At 58.9% G+C, this 20,819-nt stretch carries 12 protein-coding genes; 10 read left to right on the forward strand and 2 right to left on the reverse strand.

From position 1 onward, the window contains the following. Window positions 1-50 precede the first annotated feature (50 nt). A complete protein-coding gene (fdhE, locus tag FGI04_RS04960; protein WP_407336370.1) occupies window positions 51-1,007 on the forward strand; it encodes a formate dehydrogenase accessory protein FdhE in 957 nt (318 codons plus the stop codon). 166 nt (window positions 1,008-1,173) lie between these two features. Here the strand turns inward: fdhE and FGI04_RS04965 are convergent, their stop codons facing one another. Together FGI04_RS04965 and FGI04_RS04970 are read right to left on the reverse strand one after the other, a co-directional pair. Next, window positions 1,174-2,391 (reverse strand): multidrug effflux MFS transporter, encoded by a 1,218-nt coding sequence (locus FGI04_RS04965; protein WP_407336371.1) that lies wholly within the window; start codon window positions 2,389-2,391, stop codon window positions 1,174-1,176. Then, window positions 2,388-2,996: a TetR/AcrR family transcriptional regulator gene (locus FGI04_RS04970; RefSeq protein ID WP_342701273.1), complete on the reverse strand. Its 609-nt coding sequence runs from the start codon at window positions 2,994-2,996 to the stop codon at window positions 2,388-2,390. The genes FGI04_RS04965 and FGI04_RS04970 overlap by 4 nt, the downstream gene beginning before the upstream one ends. Window positions 2,997-3,118: 122 nt before the next feature. Between FGI04_RS04970 and FGI04_RS04975 the strand changes: the two genes are divergently transcribed. From FGI04_RS04975 to FGI04_RS05015, 9 genes are all read left to right on the forward strand, one after another. Continuing rightward, window positions 3,119-4,264: an efflux RND transporter periplasmic adaptor subunit gene (locus tag FGI04_RS04975; protein WP_407336373.1), complete on the forward strand. Its 1,146-nt coding sequence runs from the start codon at window positions 3,119-3,121 to the stop codon at window positions 4,262-4,264. 2 nt (window positions 4,265-4,266) lie between these two features. After that, entirely contained in the window at window positions 4,267-7,434 is a 3,168-nt protein-coding gene (locus tag FGI04_RS04980; protein ID WP_407336374.1) for an efflux RND transporter permease subunit, read from the forward strand. Next, window positions 7,434-8,831 carry an efflux transporter outer membrane subunit gene (locus FGI04_RS04985; protein ID WP_407336375.1) on the forward strand — a complete coding sequence of 466 codons (1,398 nt, stop codon included), beginning with the start codon at window positions 7,434-7,436 and terminating at the stop codon, window positions 8,829-8,831. Before FGI04_RS04980 ends, FGI04_RS04985 begins: the two co-directional genes overlap by 1 nt. A gap of 376 nt (window positions 8,832-9,207) precedes the next feature. Further along, entirely contained in the window at window positions 9,208-10,497 is a 1,290-nt protein-coding gene (locus FGI04_RS04990) for a nitrate regulatory protein (protein WP_407336376.1), read from the forward strand. 453 nt (window positions 10,498-10,950) lie between these two features. Further along, window positions 10,951-12,249 carry an ABC transporter substrate-binding protein gene (locus tag FGI04_RS04995; protein WP_407336377.1) on the forward strand — a complete coding sequence of 433 codons (1,299 nt, stop codon included), beginning with the start codon at window positions 10,951-10,953 and terminating at the stop codon, window positions 12,247-12,249. 12 nt (window positions 12,250-12,261) lie between these two features. After that, entirely contained in the window at window positions 12,262-13,191 is a 930-nt protein-coding gene (ntrB, locus tag FGI04_RS05000; protein ID WP_407336378.1) for a nitrate ABC transporter permease, read from the forward strand. Between the two features lie 10 nt (window positions 13,192-13,201). Continuing rightward, window positions 13,202-13,996, forward strand: a complete 795-nt coding sequence (locus FGI04_RS05005; RefSeq protein WP_407339962.1) for an ABC transporter ATP-binding protein — start codon at window positions 13,202-13,204, stop codon at window positions 13,994-13,996. A gap of 12 nt (window positions 13,997-14,008) precedes the next feature. After that, a complete protein-coding gene (gene nirB, locus FGI04_RS05010) occupies window positions 14,009-18,172 on the forward strand; it encodes a nitrite reductase large subunit NirB (protein ID WP_407336379.1) in 4,164 nt (1,387 codons plus the stop codon). Beyond that, window positions 18,169-20,817 carry a nitrate reductase gene (locus tag FGI04_RS05015; protein ID WP_407339960.1) on the forward strand — a complete coding sequence of 883 codons (2,649 nt, stop codon included), beginning with the start codon at window positions 18,169-18,171 and terminating at the stop codon, window positions 20,815-20,817. The genes nirB and FGI04_RS05015 overlap by 4 nt, the downstream gene beginning before the upstream one ends. Window positions 20,818-20,819: the final 2 nt, after the last annotated feature.

A 20,819-nucleotide genomic window follows, 5' to 3' on the forward strand; every position in this document is an offset into this window, starting at 1 on the left:
GCCGCGAGCGCCGCGTCTCTTCAACATAGATAAACAGGAAGCATCACCTGATGAGTATTCGTATTGTGCCGCAGGAGCAACTGGCAGACAGTGAGAAAGCCTCAACCATCGGCGTCATTCCTCCTTTACTGTTCGCCAACCTAAAGAGCCTGTACCGTGGCCGTGCCGAGCGCTTGCATCAACTGGCGCAGGACCATCCGCTGGCGGATTACCTGCTGTTTGCCGCGGGTGTGGTAGAGGCGCAGGAAAAAGTGCGTCATGACCACCCGCTTGAGGTAGATCTCACCGGGTTGTTACAGGGTAGCTCACACCGCGGTGATTTAGGTGACAATGGTGCTGTGCGCCCGCCGCTGGATATCGCCACGCTGACCCGCGCTCCGCACTGGCATAGGTTGTTGCAGGCGCTGATCGAAGAACTCAAGCCAGCGGCCAGCGGCCAGGTGCTTGCCACACTGGAAAACCTGGAAAAAATGTCAGCCCAGCAGTGGGATTCGCTGGCGGATGCACTGCTCAGCCAGCAGTTCACGGCGGAAAACAACGATAAAGCCCCGTTTGTCTGGGCGGCATTGTCGCTGTACTGGGCACAGATGGCCACGCAGTTACCAGGCCGGGCGCAGGCTGAGCAGGGTGAACATCGTCAATTCTGCCCGGTATGCGGCAGCATGCCGGTCTCCGGGGTGGTACAGATTGGCACCACCAGCGGCCTGCGCTATTTACACTGTAACCTGTGTGAAACCGAGTGGCACATGGTGCGTGTCAAATGCAGCAATTGCGAGCAGGCAGGCAAACTGCACTACTGGTCGCTCGATGATGAGAACGCGGCCATCAAAGTGGAAAGCTGTGATGACTGTGGCACATACCTGAAGCTGCTGTATCAGGAAAAAGATCATCGGGTGGAAGCGGTGGCGGACGATTTAGCCTCGCTGGTACTGGATGTGAAAATGGAAGAGGAAGGCTTTTCCCGTAGCAGTATCAACCCGTTCCTGTTCCCGGACAGCAACGCGTAATCGGCATCACCCGACAAGGCGGCGTTGGCCCTCAGAAGCTCGTGCCGCCGCTATTAGCACCGACATTCATTAACGCTGACATTGATTAGCGATGGCATATTGATAAGACGCCGGGAAAACCGACGGGTGAACCCGGCTTCTTATCATTTTATCGCCGTGTGTCGGTTCAGCCTTTCCGTGGCTTATCGCGCGTTGGAACATACTTGAGCGATAACAACAGATAGGCGGTAACCGCCAGCAGGTAGCACCCCAAAATCACCAGTGCCATTGATAACGCGCTGGTGCTCCCGCCCAGCCCGGTAAACGGCACGCTCAGCGCACCAAAGACAAACATGTTCAGACCAATCAGCGCCGAAGCGCTGCCTGCCTTGTCGCCTTGACTCTGCATCGCCAGTGATGATGCACAGGGGCTGACAATGCCTATCATGGCGATGGCAAAAAATAACGGGATGAGAATGGCGATGAGAGGCGCATGTAACAAACCCGCCACCGTCAGTGTCAGTGCGGCAATCACCGCGATAGCCAGCCCGACGCGCAGGACGCGTTGTTCGCCAAAACGCAGACTAAAGTGGGCGGCGAGTTGCCCGGCGGCGATAAGCCCGATACCGTTGACGGCAAAGCACAAGCTGAACGCCTGCGGGCTCAAGCCGTATACCTCTTGCAGCACAAATGGCGAGGCACCGATGTAGGCGAACATCCCGGCACCGCACAGTCCCTGAGCCAGACACAGGCCCATGAACGTCCGCTCCCGCAGCAGGCTACCCAATGATGACAGCATCGACCCGACACCGCCGGTGATACGCCGTTCAGCTGGCAGCGTCTCATTGAGCCGCAGCGCACTCATCGTCAGCAGCAAGCAGGCAATCACTGCCAGCAATGCAAAAATACCGCGCCAACTGGTGACGCCCAGTAGCAGTCCGCCGAACACCGGCGAGAGGATGGGTGCCAGACCGTTGATCAACATCAGCAGTGAGAAAAAACGCGTTAATGCATGGCCGATGTACAGATCCCGTGCGATAGCCCTGGATAATACCGCACCACCCGCACCGGCGATGCCTTGCAACAAGCGGGCGACGAGCAACTGACCCATATCCTGTGCCAGCGCGCACCAAATGGAGGTCAGTAGCAGCATGACCAGCGAAAGCAGCAGCGGCAGGCGTCTGCCCAGCTTGTCGCTCAACGGCCCGAAGATCAACTGACCGGCACCCAGCCCGAGTAAACCAGCGGTCAGGCTGAGTTGGATGGCGGATGTCGAGGTGGCAAACGCAGTAGCCATCTGCGGCAGCGCGGGCAGATAGAGGTCGATACACAGCGGGCCGAGAGCGGCCAGTGACCCCAGAATCAGGGCGTACTCAAGCTGCGAACGGGATGATTTTTCAGTCATGGTGTTTTCTCTGGGAATAACGAATCAATCAGGGTCTGATACAACTGCTCCAGTACCGCAACCGGGGCGTGTTGCGGAATTAAGCTGCGAAATGTCGTGCCTTCGCACAATACGGCGATCAGTTCGGTTCGTGCGGCGATGTCCTCATCCGGGAAATGTGGAAAACGTTTTTTTATCAAGGTACTGGTGTGGGTGAACATTTTCTGCTCGGCATCCCGCATGATGTCGGCTACGCGTGGGTTACGGGTCGCTTCAGAGGCTACTTCCAGCATCAGCAGGTTGTCATTGTCATCGCCATCGTCATCGCCGCCGAGGTCGGCTGGCAACTGGCGGCGGGCTAGCAGCGGGATAAAACGCTGGGGTTCGCCGTTTTCAGGTGTCATGCGCTGGAGCCGAATATCAACGATGCGGCGCACGATCTCTTCGATGATGTCGTCTTTATTGACGAAGTAACGGTAAATCTGCCCGACGCTGAGCTGTGCCTGTCCGGCTATCTCCGCCATGCTGGCCCCGTGGAAGCCTGAGCGACGGAAGCACAGGCGGGCAGCAGCGACTATCTGGTCACGCCGGGCTTGGGTTTTCTCTTCATGATGGGGTGATGACATAACCTTGCTCCAATGCCTGGACAACCTTGTTAACGTTATCCTTGCAAATTTTATAAGAAGTCTGACGTCAAATTTTTTATATTGAGAATGAACGTTCATTCTCAATATTAGGACAGGGACTGATGAGAGGTAAGAGCTTTATTGTAACAGCCGGTATGCTCACCGTGCTGCTGACCGGTTGTGAGCGCAACACCGCTTCATCAGAGGCGATACAACCGGTATCGGTGACCGTACAGACGTTGCATGGTGCCCCCGTGACGTTGCACAGCGAACTGACCGGCCGCGTGACGGCGGCGATGGTGTCTGAGGTTCGCCCACAGGTCGATGGCATTATCCAGCAACGGTTGTTTACCGAAGGGAGCGAAGTTAAAGTCGGGCAAGTGCTGTATCAGATAGACCCAGCCAGTTATCAGGCGGCGGTCGATCAGGCAGCAGCGGCGTTGAAAAACGCCCAGTCCACAGTGCGCTCGGCCAAACTGAAAGCCGAACGTTATGCCCGCTTGTTGAAAGACGAGGGGGTAGCGCAGCAGGACGCGGATGATGCCCAGGCCACGTATGAACAGGACGTCGCCAGCGTGGCGGAGAAAGCCGCCGCGCTGAAAACCGCGCAAATCAACCTGGCGTACACACGGATTACCGCACCGATATCCGGCCGTATCGGCATTTCATCGGTAACGCCGGGAGCGCTGGTCACCGCCAGTCAGAGCACCGCGCTGGCGACCATTCGCCAGTTGGATCCGATCTATGTCGACCTTACCCAGTCAAGTAGCCAGCGGCTGGCGATGCTGGCACATCAGAAGCAGCAACAGGCGGCGGTGACGCTAACGCTGGAAAACGGCCAGCCTTACGGCCAGACCGGCAAGCTGAAACTGGCAGAAGTGGCGGTTGACCAGTCTACTGGCTCGGTAACGCTGCGCGCCGAGTTCCCCAACGCGGGTCATATGCTGTTGCCCGGCATGTTTGTGCGTGCGGCGGTGGAGACAGACAACCTACCCGATGCCATTCTGGCACCCCAGCAAGGCATCCTGCGGGATACCAAAGGCAATGCCTACGCGCTGGTGGTCAATAATCAGCAGGTGGTGGAGCGGCGTGAAGTGGAAACCGGCGAGGCGCTCGGTAACCGTTGGTTGATCATCCGGGGGTTAGCGGATGGAGATCGTTTGGTGACTGAGGGGACCGACAAGGTGCGTGAAGGCGATAAGGTCACCGCCGTTGAGGCGACGAGCCAGCCAGCGTCGACGGTGTCAGGCACGACGGAGGCCCGCTAATCATGTTCTCCCGTTTCTTTATTCATCGACCCGTGTTTGCCTGGGTACTCGCTATCGTGATTATGCTGGCGGGGGCGTTGTCGATAGAGTCGCTGCCGGTTGCGCAATACCCGGATGTGGCTCCGCCTTCTATCGCTATCAAAGCCAGTTACCCTGGCGCTTCCGCTGATGTGCTGGAAAACAGTGTAACCCAGGTGATTGAACAGCAGCTCACTGGGCTTGACGGGCTACTCTATTTTTCTTCATCCAGCGATTCGAGTGGTGATGTCCGCATCACCGCCACCTTTGCACAGGGTACCAACCCGGATACCGCACAGGTTCAGGTACAAAATAAAGTACAGCAAGCCACCACGCGTCTGCCGACGGAAGTGCAGCAACAAGGTATCACGGTGACCAAATCCCAGCAGGATTTCCTGTTGATTATGGCGCTGTACGACACAACAGATAAAAGCACGGCTGCGGATATCGCGGACTATATGGTCAGCAACCTACAGGATCCGCTCTCCCGGGTGGAAGGGGTGGGCAGCATACAAGTGTTTGGTTCCCAGTATGCGATGCGGATCTGGATGGACCCGGCCAAGCTGGCGGCGTACAGCCTGATTCCATCGGATATTTCCTCCGCGATTGAAGCGCAGAATACCCAGGTTTCCGCCGGGAAAATCGGCGCGCAGCCCGCCAACCGCGATCAGCAACTGACCGCTACGGTCACGGCGCAATCACGGTTGAAAACCCCGGAACAGTTTCGCGACATCATCGTGAAAAGTGAATCCAGCGGTGCGCTGGTTCATCTTGGCGATGTGGCGCGGGTTGAGCTGGGTAATGAGGATTACACCACCACTACGCGGTTGAATGGTCACCCGGCTGCCGGTATCGCCGTGATGCTGTCATCCGGTGCCAACGCGCTGGCAACGGCGGAACGGGTGAAAGCCAAAGTGGCGGAATTCACTGCGCAGATGCCGCGAGGCTATGCGGTGTCTTACCCGAAAGACAGCACCGACTTTATCAAGGTATCGGTAGAAGAAGTGGTGCATACCTTGTTTGAAGCCATCCTGCTGGTGGTGTTGGTGATGTTTCTGTTCCTGCAGAACCTGCGTGCCACGCTGATCCCGGCGGTGGCGGTGCCGGTGGTGTTGCTGGGGACCTTTGGCGTACTGGCGGTATTCGGGTATTCCATCAATACCCTGACGCTGTTCGGTATGGTGCTGGCGATAGGTCTGCTGGTGGATGATGCCATCGTGGTGGTGGAGAACGTCGAGCGGCTAATGCGCGATAAGGGCTTGTCGCCGGTGGCGGCGACGGAACAGTCGATGCGTGAGATTTCCAGCGCGCTGGTGGGGGTGGCGCTGGTACTGAGCGCGGTGTTCCTGCCGATGGCGTTCTTTGGGGGCTCGACCGGGGTTATCTACCGGCAATTCTCCATCACCATTGTCTCCTCGATGTTACTGTCGGTGGTTGTGGCACTGACACTGACCCCGGCACTCTGTGCCGCGTTGCTCAAACCGGTGGTGCATGCGCCGTCGAACGGTAACGGCTTTTTCGCCCGTTTCAACCGGGGCTATGAAAATGTACAGCAGCGCTATACCGGACGGGTGACGCATGTGATAACCGGCCCGTGGCGTTATCTGGCGCTGTACGGCGTCGTGATTGTGGTCATGGGCGTACTGTTCGTGCGGCTGCCGGGCGGCTTTCTGCCCAATGAAGATCAGGGCGACGTGATGGTGATGTTCACGCTACCGGCAGGTGCCACCGAAGCCCGTACCAGCAAAGTTGGGGAGAGCATTGAGCACTATTTTCTCAATGAAGAGAAAAACAATGTTGAGGCTATTTTCGTGATTTCCGGCTTCAACTTCAGCGGCAGTGGGCAGAATGCCGGGATGGCGTTTGTGGCACTCAAGAACTGGAGCCAACGCCCCGGTCAGGCGAACAGTTCCGTCGCGATTGCCCAACGCGCCATGCAGTCGCTGTCCGTTATTCGCGACGCGCAGGTCTTCACCATGTCACCTCCGGCGGTACAGGGGCTGGGGCAGTCCGATGGTTTTACCTTTGAGTTGCAGGCGACCGGCAATACGGATCGCAGCCGCTTGCTGGCGTTACGTAATCAACTGTTGGTTGCGGCAGCGAAAGACCCACGGCTGGCGGCGGTACGTCCTAACGATCTGGAGCAGATGCCGCAACTACAGGTAGACCTCGATTACGCCAGAATTCGTGTGCTGGGGCTGTCGATCAGTGATGTCACCAGCACGCTGAGCAGTGCCTGGGGTGGTACTTATGTGAATGACTTCATCGATCGCGGTCGGGTAAAAAAGGTTTACATTCAGGGTGATGCTGAGTCTCGCGGTCAGCCATCGGATCTCGATAAGTGGTTTGTCCGCGGAACCGACAGCAGTGGCAACACGGTGATGACGCCATTTTCCTCGTTTGCGTCTACTCGCTGGAGTTACGGCCCGGAAAGCCTGTCGCGTTATAACGGCCTGGCCTCTTACGAGATTCAGGGTACTGGCGCGCCCGGTGTCAGCTCCGGTAAGGCGATGGATGAAATGGAAGCGCTGGCGCGTGCGCTGCCCGCCGGTACAACCTTTGCCTGGAGTGAACTCTCTTATCAGGAGCGGCTGGCCAGCGGGCAGGCAATGTCGCTTTATGTCATGTCGATTCTGGTGGTGTTTTTGTGTCTGGCGGCGCTGTATGAAAGCTGGAGTATTCCTTTCTCGGTGATGCTGGTTATCCCGCTTGGGGTGGTCGGTGCGGTGCTGGCGGCGACGGTGCGTGGGCTGGAAAACGATGTGTATTTCCAGGTGGCGCTACTCACCACTATCGGGTTGTCGGCCAAAAACGCCATTTTGATTGTGGAATTCGCCGAAGCCGCTTATCAGCGAGGAGCCACCCTGTATGAAGCGGCACTGGAAGGGGCCAGCACCCGTCTGCGGCCGGTACTGATGACGTCGCTGGCGTTTATCGCCGGGGTGTTCCCATTAGCGATAGCGACCGGTGCCGGTGCCAACAGCCGCATCTCTATTGGTAGCGGTATTGTCGGCGGTACGCTGACGGCCACCGTACTGGCGATTTTTCTGGTACCGATGTTCTTTGTGATGGTCAGACGGGCTTTCCCCGGTCGCCGCACGCCAGCAGCATCGTCAATGGTAGAGTCTACCTCTACACAGGGAGAAAACTGATGCGCGTTATCATGATGGTATTGGGCGGCACCCTGCTGTTATCCGGTTGCTCACTGGATCCGCACTATCAACGGCCATCCGCACCGGTGCCTGCCGCCTGGCCGCAAGGCGCATCTTATCCGGCGACAGCGCAGGCTCACCCACCCGCAGAGGATATTCCCTGGCGAGAGGTGATGGTGGATGACAAATTGCGTCAGGTCGTGGAGATGGCGTTATCGGATAACCGGGATTTGCGTAAAGCGATTGCCGATGTGGAGGCGGCACGGGCGCAGCTTGGTGAACAACGGGCAACATTGTTGCCGACGATTAACGCCGGTATAGACGGTGATCGCAGCCGGTCACTCATCAGCGGCAGTGACAGCACCGTGCTAAGCAGCAGTTATGGTGCCAGCTTATCTACCAGCGCGTTTACGCTCGATCTGTTTGGGAAAAACCGCAGCCTAACGGGTGCGGCGCGGGAAGCGTATTTGTCCAGTGCCGCCACTGCCACCAGTACCCGCCTGACGCTGATTGCCGATACGGCGACAGCCTGGGTGGCGCTGGCAACGGCCCGCAGCAATCTGGCGCTGGCGCGCCAGACGATGGAGAGTGCCGGACAATCGTTGGCGGTAACCCGCAGCCGATTGCGTAATGGTGTGGCATCGGCGGTGGATGTGGCACAAGCGGAAACTGTCTATCAACAGGCTCGTGCCGATGTCGCCAGCGCGCTAACCACCGAAGCGCAGGATAAAAATGCGCTCGATTTGTTAGCCGGACGGCCCGTGCCGGAGGCGCTACTGCCGGGCGATGTGGCATCGTTGTCGCAGGCGGTGAAACCGGTCGCCGCCGGTATTTCGTCTGCCGTGTTGTTGCGCCGTCCTGATGTACAGGCCGCGGAACATACGCTGAAATCGGCCAATGCCAATATCGGCGCGGCGCGTGCGGCGTTTTTCCCCAGCATTACGCTGACTGCCAGCAACGGTTTGAGTAGCGAGGCGCTGTCATCATTGTTCAGTGGCGGTGCCCACGTGTGGTCGCTGGCACCGTCCGTCAGCCTGCCTATCTTTGACGGTGGTGCCAATCTGTCGGCGTTACGCTATGCCGAAGCAGAAAAGCAAGGCTATGTTGCCAGCTACGAGAAAACGGTGCAGACCGCATTTCGCGAAGTGGCCGATGCGCTGGCGCGTAAAGGGACAATTGATGAGCAACAGGCGGCACAGCGAGATTACGTGGCAGCAGCCGAACGTAGCTATCAATTGGCCAGCAACCGCTACCAGGCTGGGATAGATACCTACCTTAACGTGCTGGATGCCCAGCGCACGTTGTACAGTGCCCGTCAGTCGTTATTCAGCCTGGAGCAGTCGCGGCTGGATAATCTGATCACGCTGTATAATGTGTTGGGCGGCGGGGGAAAATAATACGTTCTGACAGAGCCGGTATGATTGACCGGCTCTGCCTTTTACACATCGCTGTCGTGGTGGGGTGAGAGAAAATAGTAAGTCACATTCACCACGCCACATTTACCACGTTACATTCACAACGCCACGCTCACCAATAGTCCAGGAAATCGCTTTTCGTTGTCTATACCCTCTGAGAACTGACCGTACTGACCGTACTGACCGTAATAGACCTGCGTCGTAACAGCAGCATGGCGTAGGGTTTGCATGGCGATACCATTGCATGGTTTTATGACGCGATAGTTTATGACAGGGCAGTTTTATAACAGAATGGTTGTATAACAGGACGTTGTATGACAGCGCAGGATGTATCACTGCCGTGTGGAGAGAAGAGAGAATGATAGCGGACCCTTCAACGACAATTCGTTTTCTGATGGCATCGCGCCAGTGTGAGCTGAACAGCCTGCGCGGTTTGCTGCAAAGCGGCGAACTGGTGGGGCGCATCAGTCAACTGGTGCATATGCTACAGCGTGAGCGTGGAACCGCTAACCTGTTCCTGTGCTCGGACGGGCGGTTATGTGCCGATGAGTTGTCGCAACGCGAGCAGGATGTGCAGCAGGCCGAATCTCAGTTTATGGCGCAACTTGACGATCTGGCGCAGCGTGCCAGCCTGTTGCCGCAGGCTACTCGACTGTTCAGCCGTGCTGCCAGCGTGGTGTATACCCTGGGATTATTGCCGTCGATGCGCGAGCACATGCGCCAGCGTGCGCTTGCACAGTCAGCGGTGATGACGCTATTTAACGACAGTATTCGTCACCTGCTGACGTTGGTATTTGAAGTGTCGGATACCGCGGCAGAGCCGGTTATCGCCCGCGCGTTGGTGGCGATGTTTAGCTTTATGCAAGGTAAGGAACTGGCTGGGCAGGAGCGGGCGGTGGGCGCGGCGGCGTTTGCCGCTGGTGAGTTTCCGGTCAACGTTCAGCAAACGTTGATGGATTTAATCGACCGTCAGGAGCGGTGCTTTGATACCTTCGCCACGTTTGCCGATGATGCCAACCGGGAGCGCTGGCAATCGTTGGTGACCGACCGGGAGTTTGAGCGCTTACGCCGCGTCGCCTGTACCCGTGCGCCGGAGAACTTACCGCCGGAAGGCGGTTTGCAATGGTTTGCCCTGGCAACGGCACGTATTGATGCCATGAAACAGATTGAGGACCGTTTGTCGCAGACGCTGATGCATCTGTGCCGTGAGCGTATTGCCGCTGCGGAGCAAGCGTGCCTCGACCAGCAGGCGGATGTCGCCAGCCTGATGGCGCAGCAGCAAGGTGATGACCACAGTTATTCGGTGTTTATCGCTCGCTCAGAGATGGAGCAGAGCAGTGCCGGGCAAGGCGGCTGGCTTGATAGCGACGGTGTGCGGCCGCAATTGGGGCGTTCGCTGTTGTCACTGGTACAGCAGCAGGCGCGGCGCTTGCAGGCGCTGGACCATGAACTGGCGACGATGCGGGCAACGCTGGATGAGCGCCGTCAAATCGACCGGGCCAAAGGGTTGCTGATGCAACATCGTGGATTGAGCGAGGAAGAGGCTTACAAAACCCTGCGCCGCATGGCGATGAACCAGAACAAAAAGCTCATCGAGATTGCTAACGCCATGCTGGCGGTGGCGGATGTTTTTCAGGATACGCCCTGATGGTTGCAGCGCGATACGCGGTGAAACAGGGGGGAGTGCACATAAAATGTGCGCAACGTGCCAGATAACGGTGCAGCCCGTGCAATATTTATCGCGTAGCCCCCGTGTTTACTGAGTCTGATAACGGTTTTTCAATCTCTCGTATATCCCTGCTGAATTGATCCAGCTCAATATTTGCTGTGCCTCTGGCGAGCAGAATAGTGTCATCGTGACTCGTCGGCTATCCGGCGTGGCATAGAGGGATAACGCAATGTGCCGTCAGGTTATCGGGATATCCGACAGATTGGCACACACCTTGCTTCATCTCCGGTAACAATTCACTGCGACTTTTCCGTGCTAATGGCGGTATGGAAAAGCGCTGGGCAAAGGCGCCCATAAGCGTGCGATTTTCGCATGGCTTATGGGCGCCTTTTTGTTTTTGCCGTCGAAGGACGGGTTGCCGAGGTGTCGTTAATGAGTGATTCCACAACCGATAAGAAAACCAGTAACCAAACACAGGCGTTTTCCCGTCGCCAGTTTTTGGTCGGGAGTGCCGCACTGGGCGGTGCCATGTTACTGCCGGGAATGCCGGGAATAATGAACAGCGCCTGGGCGGCCGGTTCCGACGCCCCAGAGAAGAACGAGGTGCGTGTCGGCTTTATTCCATTGACGGATTGCGCCTCGGTGGTGATGGCGTCGGTCAAAGGGTTTGACAAGAAATACGGCATTACCATTGTGCCGAGTAAGGAAGCGAGCTGGGCCGCGGTACGTGACAAGCTGGTATCGGGCGAACTGGATGCTGCCCATGTGCTGTATGGGTTGTTGTACGGCTTGCAAGCCGGTGCGTCAGGGCCGCAGCACGATATGGCGGCGCTGATGACTATCAACAATAACGGCCAGGCGATCACCTTATCTAACGCCTTGCGTCAGGCAGGGGTGACGGATGCCTCCAGCCTGAAGACATTCATCTCAGCCAGCCCAGCGGGGACGTATACCTTCGCCCAGACGTTTCCCACTGGCACCCATGCCATGTGGCTTTATTACTGGTTGGGGGCCGCTGGCATCAACCCGTTTGATGACGTGCGCACCGTGGTGGTACCGCCACCGCAGATGGTGGTGAACATGAAGATTGGCAACATGAGCGGTTTTTGTGTCGGTGAGCCCTGGAACCAACGCGCGATTACCGATGGCCTTGGCTTTACCGCCGTGACGTCGCAGGAGATTTGGCCGGACCATCCGGAGAAAGTGCTCGGTACCCGTGCCGCCTGGGTAAACGCTAACCCTAACACCGCGCGTGCCTTAACGGCGGCGGTACTGGACGCGTCGCGCTGGATAGACAGCTCGGATGATAACCGACGTGAAACTGCCCGCGTGATCGCCGGGCGAGCCTACGTCAATACCCAGGAGGAGACGATTGTCGGGCGCATGCTGGGGCAATACGACAACGGGGCCGGTAAACGCTGGCAGGATGCGCACGCGATGCGCTTCTACCACGACGGCGAAGTGAACTTCCCGTATCTGTCGGACGGCATGTGGTTTCTCACCCAGCACAAGCGCTGGGGCCTGCTGACAAAGGAGCCGGATTATCAGGCGCTGGCCCGTCAGGTCAACCGCATCGATATCTACAAGCAGGCGGCCAGCATGGTCGGCAATGTACCGCTGCCGTCCAGTGAGATGCGCAGCAGCGTATTGATTGATGGTAAGCGGTGGGACGGCAGCGATCCGGCCGGTTATGCCAACAGCTTCAGCGTGAACGTCAGCGTGAAAAAGTAACGGAGAGCGACCATGAAAACGCAAGCCCAGATTCTTTCGATCGTCCCTGACGCTGAACCGGAAAACCCGAGCGCCGCCGATGCGGTGGTTATCACGCTGCCTGATGCCGCCACTGTAGTACCACCAGCACAACCGGTGGTAGCGACGCCTTGCCCTGTCTGGCGGCAGCGTCTGAGTAACGGGTTGTCCCGCTTGCTGCCGGGAGGGCTCGGTATGTTGTTGCTGCTGGCGGTATGGCAGATGGCGGCACTGAGTAGCAAAGGGTTCCCGACGCCGTGGCAGACCTGGCAGGCGGCGCAAAGCATTTTTGCCGACCCTTTTTATGTGGCGGGCCCTAACGATCAGGGTATTGGCTGGAATGTGCTGGCATCGCTCAAGCGCGTCGGCATCGGGTTCGGTCTGGCGGCACTGGTGGGCATTCCCGCCGGTTTCCTGATTGGCCGTTTTCGGTTTATTGCCGCGATGTTCAACCCGATTATTTCGCTGTTGCGTCCGGTCAGCCCACTGGCGTGGCTACCCATCGGCTTGCTGTTGTTCCAGCGTGCCGAACCGGCATCCAGTTGGACGATTTTCATCTGCTCCATCTGGCCGATGATCCTCAACACCGCGGAAGGCGTACGCCAAATCCCGCAGGATTACCTGAATGTGGCGCGGGTGTTGAAGCTGTCCGAGTTCGCCATCATGCGCACTATTTTGCTACCGGCGGTACTGCCGAGTGTGCTGACCGGGGTTCGTTTGTCCATCGGTATCGCCTGGCTGGTGATCGTGGCGGCGGAAATGCTGACTGGCGGTATCGGCATCGGTTTTTGGATCTGGAACGAGTGGAACAACCTCAACGTGCCCAACATCATCACCGCTATTTTGGTGATTGGCGTGGTCGGGTTGTTACTTGAGCAAGGGCTGATGTTGCTGGCCAAACGTTTTAGCTATGAAACCCGTTAAGGAGAAACCGATGCGCCATCAACCGATTATTCGTATTCAGCAGGTTAGCCAGCGTTTCTCCACCGCCAGCGGTTCGTTCGTGGCGCTCGATAACGTGAGCTTTGATATTCATGCCGGGGAAACCCTGAGTCTGATTGGGCATTCCGGCTGCGGTAAATCAACACTGCTTAACCTGATTGCCGGGCTGACGCTGCCGACGCACGGTGGCCTGTTGTGTGACAACTGTGAAATCGACGGACCGGGGCCGGAGCGGGCGGTGGTATTCCAGAACCATTCGCTGCTGCCGTGGCTCACCACTTACGACAACGTGGCGCTGGCGGTGAAACAGGTGTTTCGCGGTCAGATGACCAAAGCGGAAATGCACGAGTGGATTGTCCACAACCTGGAACTGGTGCACATGGGGCATGCCCTGAACAAGCGGCCACATGAAATTTCCGGTGGGATGAAGCAGCGGGTGGGCATCGCCCGTGCGCTGGCGATGAAACCCAAAGTGCTGCTGATGGATGAGCCCTTCGGCGCGCTGGATGCGCTGACCCGTGCTCATTTGCAGGATGCGGTGATGGATATTCAGCAGCAACTGAATACCACCATCGTGCTGATCACCCATGACGTGGATGAAGCGGTGCTGCTGTCCGATCGGGTGCTGATGATGACTAATGGCCCGGCCGCCACCGTGGGAGAAATCATGACGGTGGCGCTGGAGCGTCCGCGTTCCCGCGTCGCGCTGGCGGACGACCCGCGTTATCACCAGTACCGCCAGCAGGTACTGCATTTCCTCTACGAGAAGCAGCCGCACGCGGCCTGACGGGAGGGATCGATGAGCGCGCATCTGGTTGTCATCGGTAACGGCCTGTCCAGCGCCCGGCTGGTAAAAAAATTGGGGCAGCTTGCAGCGCAACGCTACCGCATCACCCTCATCGACCGTGAGCCGCGTGCCAGTTATAACCGCGTGCTGCTCTCGTCGGTGCTGGGGGGCGAGAAAACGTTTGAGGAAACACAACTGGAGCCGCTGCCTGAGTCGATGGATGTCACCGTCCTGACCGGTGAGTCAGCCTTGCGTATCGACAGGGCCGCGCGGGAGGTGGTCACCGACCGCCGCCGTCTGGCCTATGACCACCTGGTGCTGGCAACAGGGGCCCGCCCGTTTATGCCGCCATTGCCGGGTATCAGCCTGTCGGGGGTCACCGGGTTTCGCACGCTGGACGATGTCGAGCGGATGTGGGCGGCGGTACGGCAAAAGGCACCGGTGGTGGTGATTGGCGGCGGGGTATTGGGGATTGAGGCCGCCGCCGCATTGCGCCTGCACGGTGCCGAGGTGACGTTAGTGCATCGCCACACCCGGCTGATGGAGCGCCAGCTTGACGATGTCGCCAGCGATTTACTGGCTATCCGGTTGCGAGAGCGTGGCATCCGTTGCCTGACCGGTGTGCAGATCCAGTCGCTGCAAGGGAGCGGGCAGGTCGAGGCGGTGGTGCTGGCGGACGGCACACGCCTTCCTGCCGGTCTGGTGGTGGTGGCGACCGGTGTCGAGCCGGTATGTGAGCTGGCTCGCGACAGCGGCCTGCCATGCGGGCGCGGCATTCTGGTGGATGGTCAGTTGCGTACCTGCGACGAGGCTATCAGCGCGTTCGGTGAATGCGCAGAAATCAATGGGGAGACGGTGGGGCTGGTGGCCCCCTGTCTGGCGCAGGCGGATGTGCTGGCGGCCAGACTGGCCGGGCAGCCGGTAGCGGATTATGTACCGACGCCGCTGGCCACGCGCCTGAAGGTAACCGGGATTGACGTTGTGAGCGCGGGTGAACTGCATCCGCAGATGGGCGATAAGACCCACTCACTGTCAGACCCGCTCGGCGGTCACTACCGCCGTCTGATATTCCGCGACGATCGGTTGTGCGGTGCGCTGCTGTTCGGTCATGTCAACGACAGCCCGCAACTGCTGGCGGCCATGGAGACCAGGCTGCCATCGGCACCGTCATCGCTTTTATTTGGTCTTTCTTTTCCTGAAATAGACATACGGCCTGAAGCCGTAAGGATTTCTGTTATGAGTAAACCCGTATTGGTGGTAGTGGGACACGGCATGGTCGGTCACCACTTTCTGGAGCAACTGGTGGAGCGCGGCCTGCACCAGCAGTATCACGTGGTGGTGTTCGGTGAAGAACGCTACCCGGCCTATGACCGGGTACATTTGTCTGAGTATTTCGCCGGGCGCAGCGCCGAATCGCTGTCGATGGTCAGTGAAGGCTTTTTCGAGCAGACCGGTATTGAACTGCGTACCGGCTGTCAGGTGATGGCCATCGATCGTCAGCGCCGCTGTGTGCGTGACGCGAATGGTCAGGAAACGCCTTACGATCGTCTGGTGCTGGCAACCGGCTCCTATGCGTTTGTACCGCCAATCAAAGGCAACGATCGCCCCGGCTGTCTGGTCTATCGCACGTTGGATAATCTGGATGCGATTGCCGACTATGCACGCGAATCACGCAGTGGTGTCGTCGTGGGGGGCGGCCTGCTGGGGCTGGAAGCGGCGAACGCACTGCGCCAACTGGGGCTGGAGACCCATGTGGTGGAGTTCGCGCCCCGGCTGATGGCGGTGCAACTGGATGAGGGCGGCGCTCAGCTGCTCCGGCGCAAAATTGAAGCGTTGGGCCTGCAGGTGCACACCAGCAAAGAAACGCTCGACATTACGGCAGGCGAGCAGGCGCGTCACCGGATGAATTTTGCCGATGGCACATCGCTGGAAACCGACCTGATCCTGTTTTCCGCCGGTATTCGCCCACGCGTTCGTCTGGCGAGTGAAGCCGGGCTGGAGATTGGCACGCGTGGCGGTATCGTGATTGACGATCATTGCCAGACGTCGGATGACGCTATCTTTGCCATCGGTGAGTGTGCGGTATGGCAAGGGCAGATTTTCGGACTGGTGGCACCAGGCTACCAGATGGCGCGCACCGTCGCGGCCCAATTGGCAAAGTCGGCGCAGCAGGAACAGCAGCAACAGGCTTTCACTGGTGCTGACATGAGTACCAAGCTCAAGTTGCTGGGGGTGGATGTCGCGTCAATCGGTGATGCGCACGGCAACACCGAAGGCAGCCAGAGTTATCAGTGGAACGACGAGCCGAATCAGGTCTACAAAAAAATCATTGTCTCGGCAGACGGCAAGCGACTGCTGGGGGCGGTGCTGGTCGGTGACAGCAGTGATTACAGCACACTGCTGCAAATGAAACTCAACGACATGACGTTACCCGATCACCCGGAAAGCCTGATCCTGCCCGCACTGGACGGAGCCGCCCCGAAAGGACTGGGGGTAGCGGCCTTGCCGGACAGCGCGCAGATTTGCTCCTGCCACAACGTCAGCAAAGCAGATATTTTTGCGGCGGTAGACAACGGTTGTACCGATCTGGCGTCACTGAAAGCCTGCACCAAGGCCGGGACGGGGTGTGGCGGTTGTGTGCCGTTACTCAAGCAGGTGATGGAATACCGGTTGCAGCAGTCAGGCATTGAGGTGAAAAAAGACATCTGCGAACACTTCGCCTATTCGCGCCAGGAACTGTACCACCTGATCCGCGTCAACCGTATCCGCAGTTTTGGCGAGTTGATCGCCCGTCACGGTCACGGGCTCGGGTGTGAAATTTGTAAACCGCTGGTGGGGTCGATGCTGGCATCGTGCTGGAACGACTACGTACTGAAACCCGAACACGTACCGTTGCAGGATACCAATGACCGTTTTCTGGCCAACATCCAAAAAGACGGTACCTACTCGGTGGTGCCGCGTATCCCCGGTGGGGAGATCACCCCTAAAGGGTTGATCGCCATCGGTCAGGTCGCAGAACGCTACCACCTGTACACCAAAATTACCGGTGGTCAGCGGGTTGATTTGTTCGGTGCGCGGCTGGAACAACTGCCTGCTATCTGGCAGGAATTGATCGACGCTGGCTTTGAAACCGGTCATGCCTACGGCAAGTCGCTGCGTACGGTGAAATCCTGCGTGGGGTCAACCTGGTGTCGCTATGGCGTACAGGATTCCACCGGGCTGGCGATTGCGCTGGAGCATCGTTACAAAGGCCTGCGCTCGCCGCACAAGCTCAAGATGGCGGTCTCCGGTTGTACCCGTGAGTGCGCCGAAGCGCAGGGTAAAGACATCGGTGTGATTGCCACCGACAAGGGCTGGAACCTGTACGTGTGCGGTAATGGCGGTATGAAACCACGTCATGCCGACTTGTTCGCCAGCGATCTGGATACCGAGACGCTGTTCCGGTTTATCGACCGCCTGCTGATGTTTTACATCCGTACCGCAGACCGGCTCCAGCGTACCAGCGTGTGGCTGGATAATCTGGAAGGCGGCGTTGATTACCTGCGTCAGGTGGTGATCGACGACAGCCTGGGGATTGCCGATGAGCTGGAAAGCGAGATGCGCCATGTTGTCGACAGCTACCAGTGCGAGTGGCAAACCACACTGGCGCATGACGAAAACCGGGCATTGTTCCGCGCCTTCCTCAACAGCGACACCCCGGATGAGGCGGTGGTGATGGTCCCCGAACGTGGTCAGATTCGCCCGGCGCGCCCGGAAGAGAAAAAACCGATCACCGTATCCGAGACCCTCGGAGCCGATGGTTGGCAGTGTGTCGGTTTCCTCAGCGATATCCCGGCGAATGCAGGGATGGCAGCCCGAGTCGGACATCGGCAGGTGGCGTTGTTCCATCTCCCGGCGTCGCAACCGGGGCAGGCGGCACGCGTGTTCGCGCTCGATAACCTGGAGCCGGGCAGCGGTGCTAACGTGCTGTCGCGCGGCATTGTTGGTGATGTGGACGGTGAACCGGTGGTGATTTCGCCGTTGTACAAGAAACGTTTGCGCTTGTGTGACGGTGTCAGCCCGGATGATAGCCAACTGCGGGTACGCGTCTGGCCGGTACGTGTCGTTCAGGAGCGTATCTGGGTGGCTGACGAGCCGATGACGGTGGTATCGACCGACATGGCGGAGGCGTTATGACCGGCTGTCGCACCACCTGTCCTTATTGCGGTGTGGGTTGCGGCGTGATTGCTACGGCGCAACCGGACGGGAGGGTGACCATAGAAGGCGACAGCCAGCACCCGGCCAATCAGGGACGGTTGTGCGTCAAAGGGTCGGCACTCGGCGACACACTGAGTCTACAGGGACGGTTGTTATGGCCGTTGGTGGACGGGCAGCGCGTCAGTTGGGAACAGGTGCTGGACCGGGTCGCGCAATCGCTCGGCGATATCATTGCGCAGCACGGCCCGCAGGCGGTGGCGTTTTACGGTTCGGGGCAATTACTGACCGAAGATTATTACGTCGCCAACAAGCTGATGAAAGGCTTTATCGGTGGCGCCAATATGGATACCAATTCCCGGCTGTGCATGGCCTCAGCGGTTATCGGTTACAAACGGGCGTTGGGGGCCGATGCGGTGCCGGGTAACTACGAGGATATCGAACAGGCGGATCTGGTGGTGCTGGTCGGTTCCAATACCGCCTGGGCGCACCCGGTGGTATATCAACGGCTGATGCAGGCCAAACAACAGCGTCCGCACATGAAAGTCGTGGTGGTGGACCCCCGCCATACCGCTACCTGCGATGCGGCGGACTTACACCTGCCGCTGGCACCCGGCAGTGATGCCGGGTTGTTCAACGGATTGCTGCACTGGCTGGCGCAGCAGCCCGCGCCGCCACCTGACGCGCTTAGCGGTGTGGAAGCGGCGCTGGCGGCGGCGCAAACGTGGACGGTAGAGCGGGTGGCGGAATTCTGCCGGTTACCGCACGAGGAGGTGGCCTGCTTCTACCAGTGGTTCAGCGAGACCGACAAGGTGGTGACGCTCTACTCGCAGGGCATTAACCAGTCTGCTTCCGGCAGCGATAAATGCAACGCGATTATCAACGTGCATCTGTTCAGCGGCCGTATCGGCCGGGTTGGGTGCGGCCCGTTTTCGATTACCGGTCAACCGAATGCCATGGGGGGCCGGGAAGTTGGCGGGCTGGCTAATCAACTGGCGGCACACATGGGGTTCAGCCCGCAAGAGGTGGCGCGGGTCGGTCGCTTCTGGGGCAGTGATCGGGTGGCCTCGACACCGGGGCTGATGGCGGTGGATCTGTTTCGTGCCATCGAAGCCGGGCAGGTGAAGGCGGTATGGATCATGGGCACCAACCCGGTGGTGTCAATGCCGGAGGCGGATCGGGTGCGGCAGGCGTTGTTGCGCTGCCCGCTGGTGATTGTCTCTGATGTGATGCGCCATACCGATACCACCGAATGCGCCGATATCCTGCTGCCGGCATTGGCGTGGGGAGAAAAAGACGGCACGGTAACCAATTCCGAACGGCGTATTTCCCGTCAACGTGCGTTTTTGCCAGCACCGGGCGAGGCGAAGGCAGACTGGTGGATTTTATCGCAGGTCGCCACGCGTATGGGGTTTGGCGAGGCGTTCGATTACCGCCACCCGGCGCAAATTTTCCGTGAACATGCCGCGTTATCTGGATTTGAGAATCAGGGGCAGCGTGCCTTCAACATCAGCGCGCTGGCGACGCTCAGCGATGAGCAATGGCAACAACTTGCTCCGGTGCAGTGGCCGGTGACCACGCAGGCCGATGGGGGTACCGTACGTTTATATACCGATGGCCGTTGCTGGCATCCGGACGGTAAGGCGCGGTTGCTGGCAATCACCCCGCAATTGCCGGTCAACCCACCGTCCCCGGCGTATCCACTGGTGCTCAACACCGGGCGGATACGCGACCAGTGGCACACCATGACCCGTACCGGCAAGGCGGCGCGCCTGATGCAACATCTGCCGGAGCCTTACTGCGATCTGCACCCGCAGGATGCGCTTAACGCCGGTGTACACGATGGCGAACTGGTTCGCATCAGCGCCGGGTCCGGCTGGATGTTGGCGCGGGCGCAGGTTCAGCGTGGTCAGCAGCCCGGCAGCATTTTTGTCCCCATGCACTGGAACCGGCAATTCAGCGCACAGGCGCGTGTCGATAGTCTGGTGGCGGCGGTGACCGACCCTTACTCCGGTCAGCCAGAAAGCAAACAGGCACGGGTGCGCATCCAACGCTGGCCCGCCGTCTGGTTCGGCGAGCTGTTTGTCCGCAGCGACGTCACAGTACCGGACTGCGGCTACTGGAGCCGGATGACTGCGAACGGGGTGTCGCATTACGTGATCGCCGACGAGCGCACACCGGAACACTGGCTCGACTGGCTGACCCGGCAATATGACCTGAGCGACGTTGAATTTCAGCAGGCTCAGGGGGACGACCGGCTGTTTCATGCCATTGGCTGGCGAGGCACACAGGTCGCTGTGGCGCTTTATGTGGGGGCGCAGCGACCGCAACTGGCGCGTGAAGCGGTGTTGGCGGCATTTGCCGCGCCGCCACAGCAGTCGTCGGATCGACTGGCGTTGCTGGCAGGGTGTGCTCCACAGGGGGAAGCACCGCAAGGCGCAACCATTTGCAGCTGTTTCGCGGTTGGCGAGCAGCGCATTATCGACGCTATCCGTCAGGGGTGCCACAGCGTGGCGCAACTGGGTGAACAGCTACAATGCGGGACTAACTGCGGATCCTGCGTACCGGAACTGAAGGCGTTGCTGCAACAGTATGCGACGCCAGACACATTACGCCGGGCGGGCTGAGC

Origin of the sequence: Dickeya ananatis (assembly GCF_019464615.1) — a bacterium.
Lineage (GTDB): Bacteria > Pseudomonadota > Gammaproteobacteria > Enterobacterales > Enterobacteriaceae > Dickeya > Dickeya oryzae.

Coding starts and splice junctions, on each gene's coding strand:
- ntrB (WP_407336378.1), top strand. CDS start 12,262: ATGAAAACGCAAGCCCAGATTCTTTCGATCGTCCCTGACGCTGAACCG.
- FGI04_RS04990 (WP_407336376.1), top strand. CDS start 9,208: ATGATAGCGGACCCTTCAACGACAATTCGTTTTCTGATGGCATCGCGC.
- FGI04_RS04975 (WP_407336373.1), top strand. CDS start 3,119: ATGAGAGGTAAGAGCTTTATTGTAACAGCCGGTATGCTCACCGTGCTG.
- FGI04_RS04980 (WP_407336374.1), top strand. CDS start 4,267: ATGTTCTCCCGTTTCTTTATTCATCGACCCGTGTTTGCCTGGGTACTC.
- nirB (WP_407336379.1), top strand. CDS start 14,009: ATGAGCGCGCATCTGGTTGTCATCGGTAACGGCCTGTCCAGCGCCCGG.
- FGI04_RS04995 (WP_407336377.1), top strand. CDS start 10,951: ATGAGTGATTCCACAACCGATAAGAAAACCAGTAACCAAACACAGGCG.
- FGI04_RS04965 (WP_407336371.1), bottom strand. CDS start 2,391: ATGACTGAAAAATCATCCCGTTCGCAGCTTGAGTACGCCCTGATTCTG.
- FGI04_RS05005 (WP_407339962.1), top strand. CDS start 13,202: ATGCGCCATCAACCGATTATTCGTATTCAGCAGGTTAGCCAGCGTTTC.
- fdhE (WP_407336370.1), top strand. CDS start 51: ATGAGTATTCGTATTGTGCCGCAGGAGCAACTGGCAGACAGTGAGAAA.
- FGI04_RS05015 (WP_407339960.1), top strand. CDS start 18,169: ATGACCGGCTGTCGCACCACCTGTCCTTATTGCGGTGTGGGTTGCGGC.
- FGI04_RS04970 (WP_342701273.1), bottom strand. CDS start 2,996: ATGTCATCACCCCATCATGAAGAGAAAACCCAAGCCCGGCGTGACCAG.
- FGI04_RS04985 (WP_407336375.1), top strand. CDS start 7,434: ATGCGCGTTATCATGATGGTATTGGGCGGCACCCTGCTGTTATCCGGT.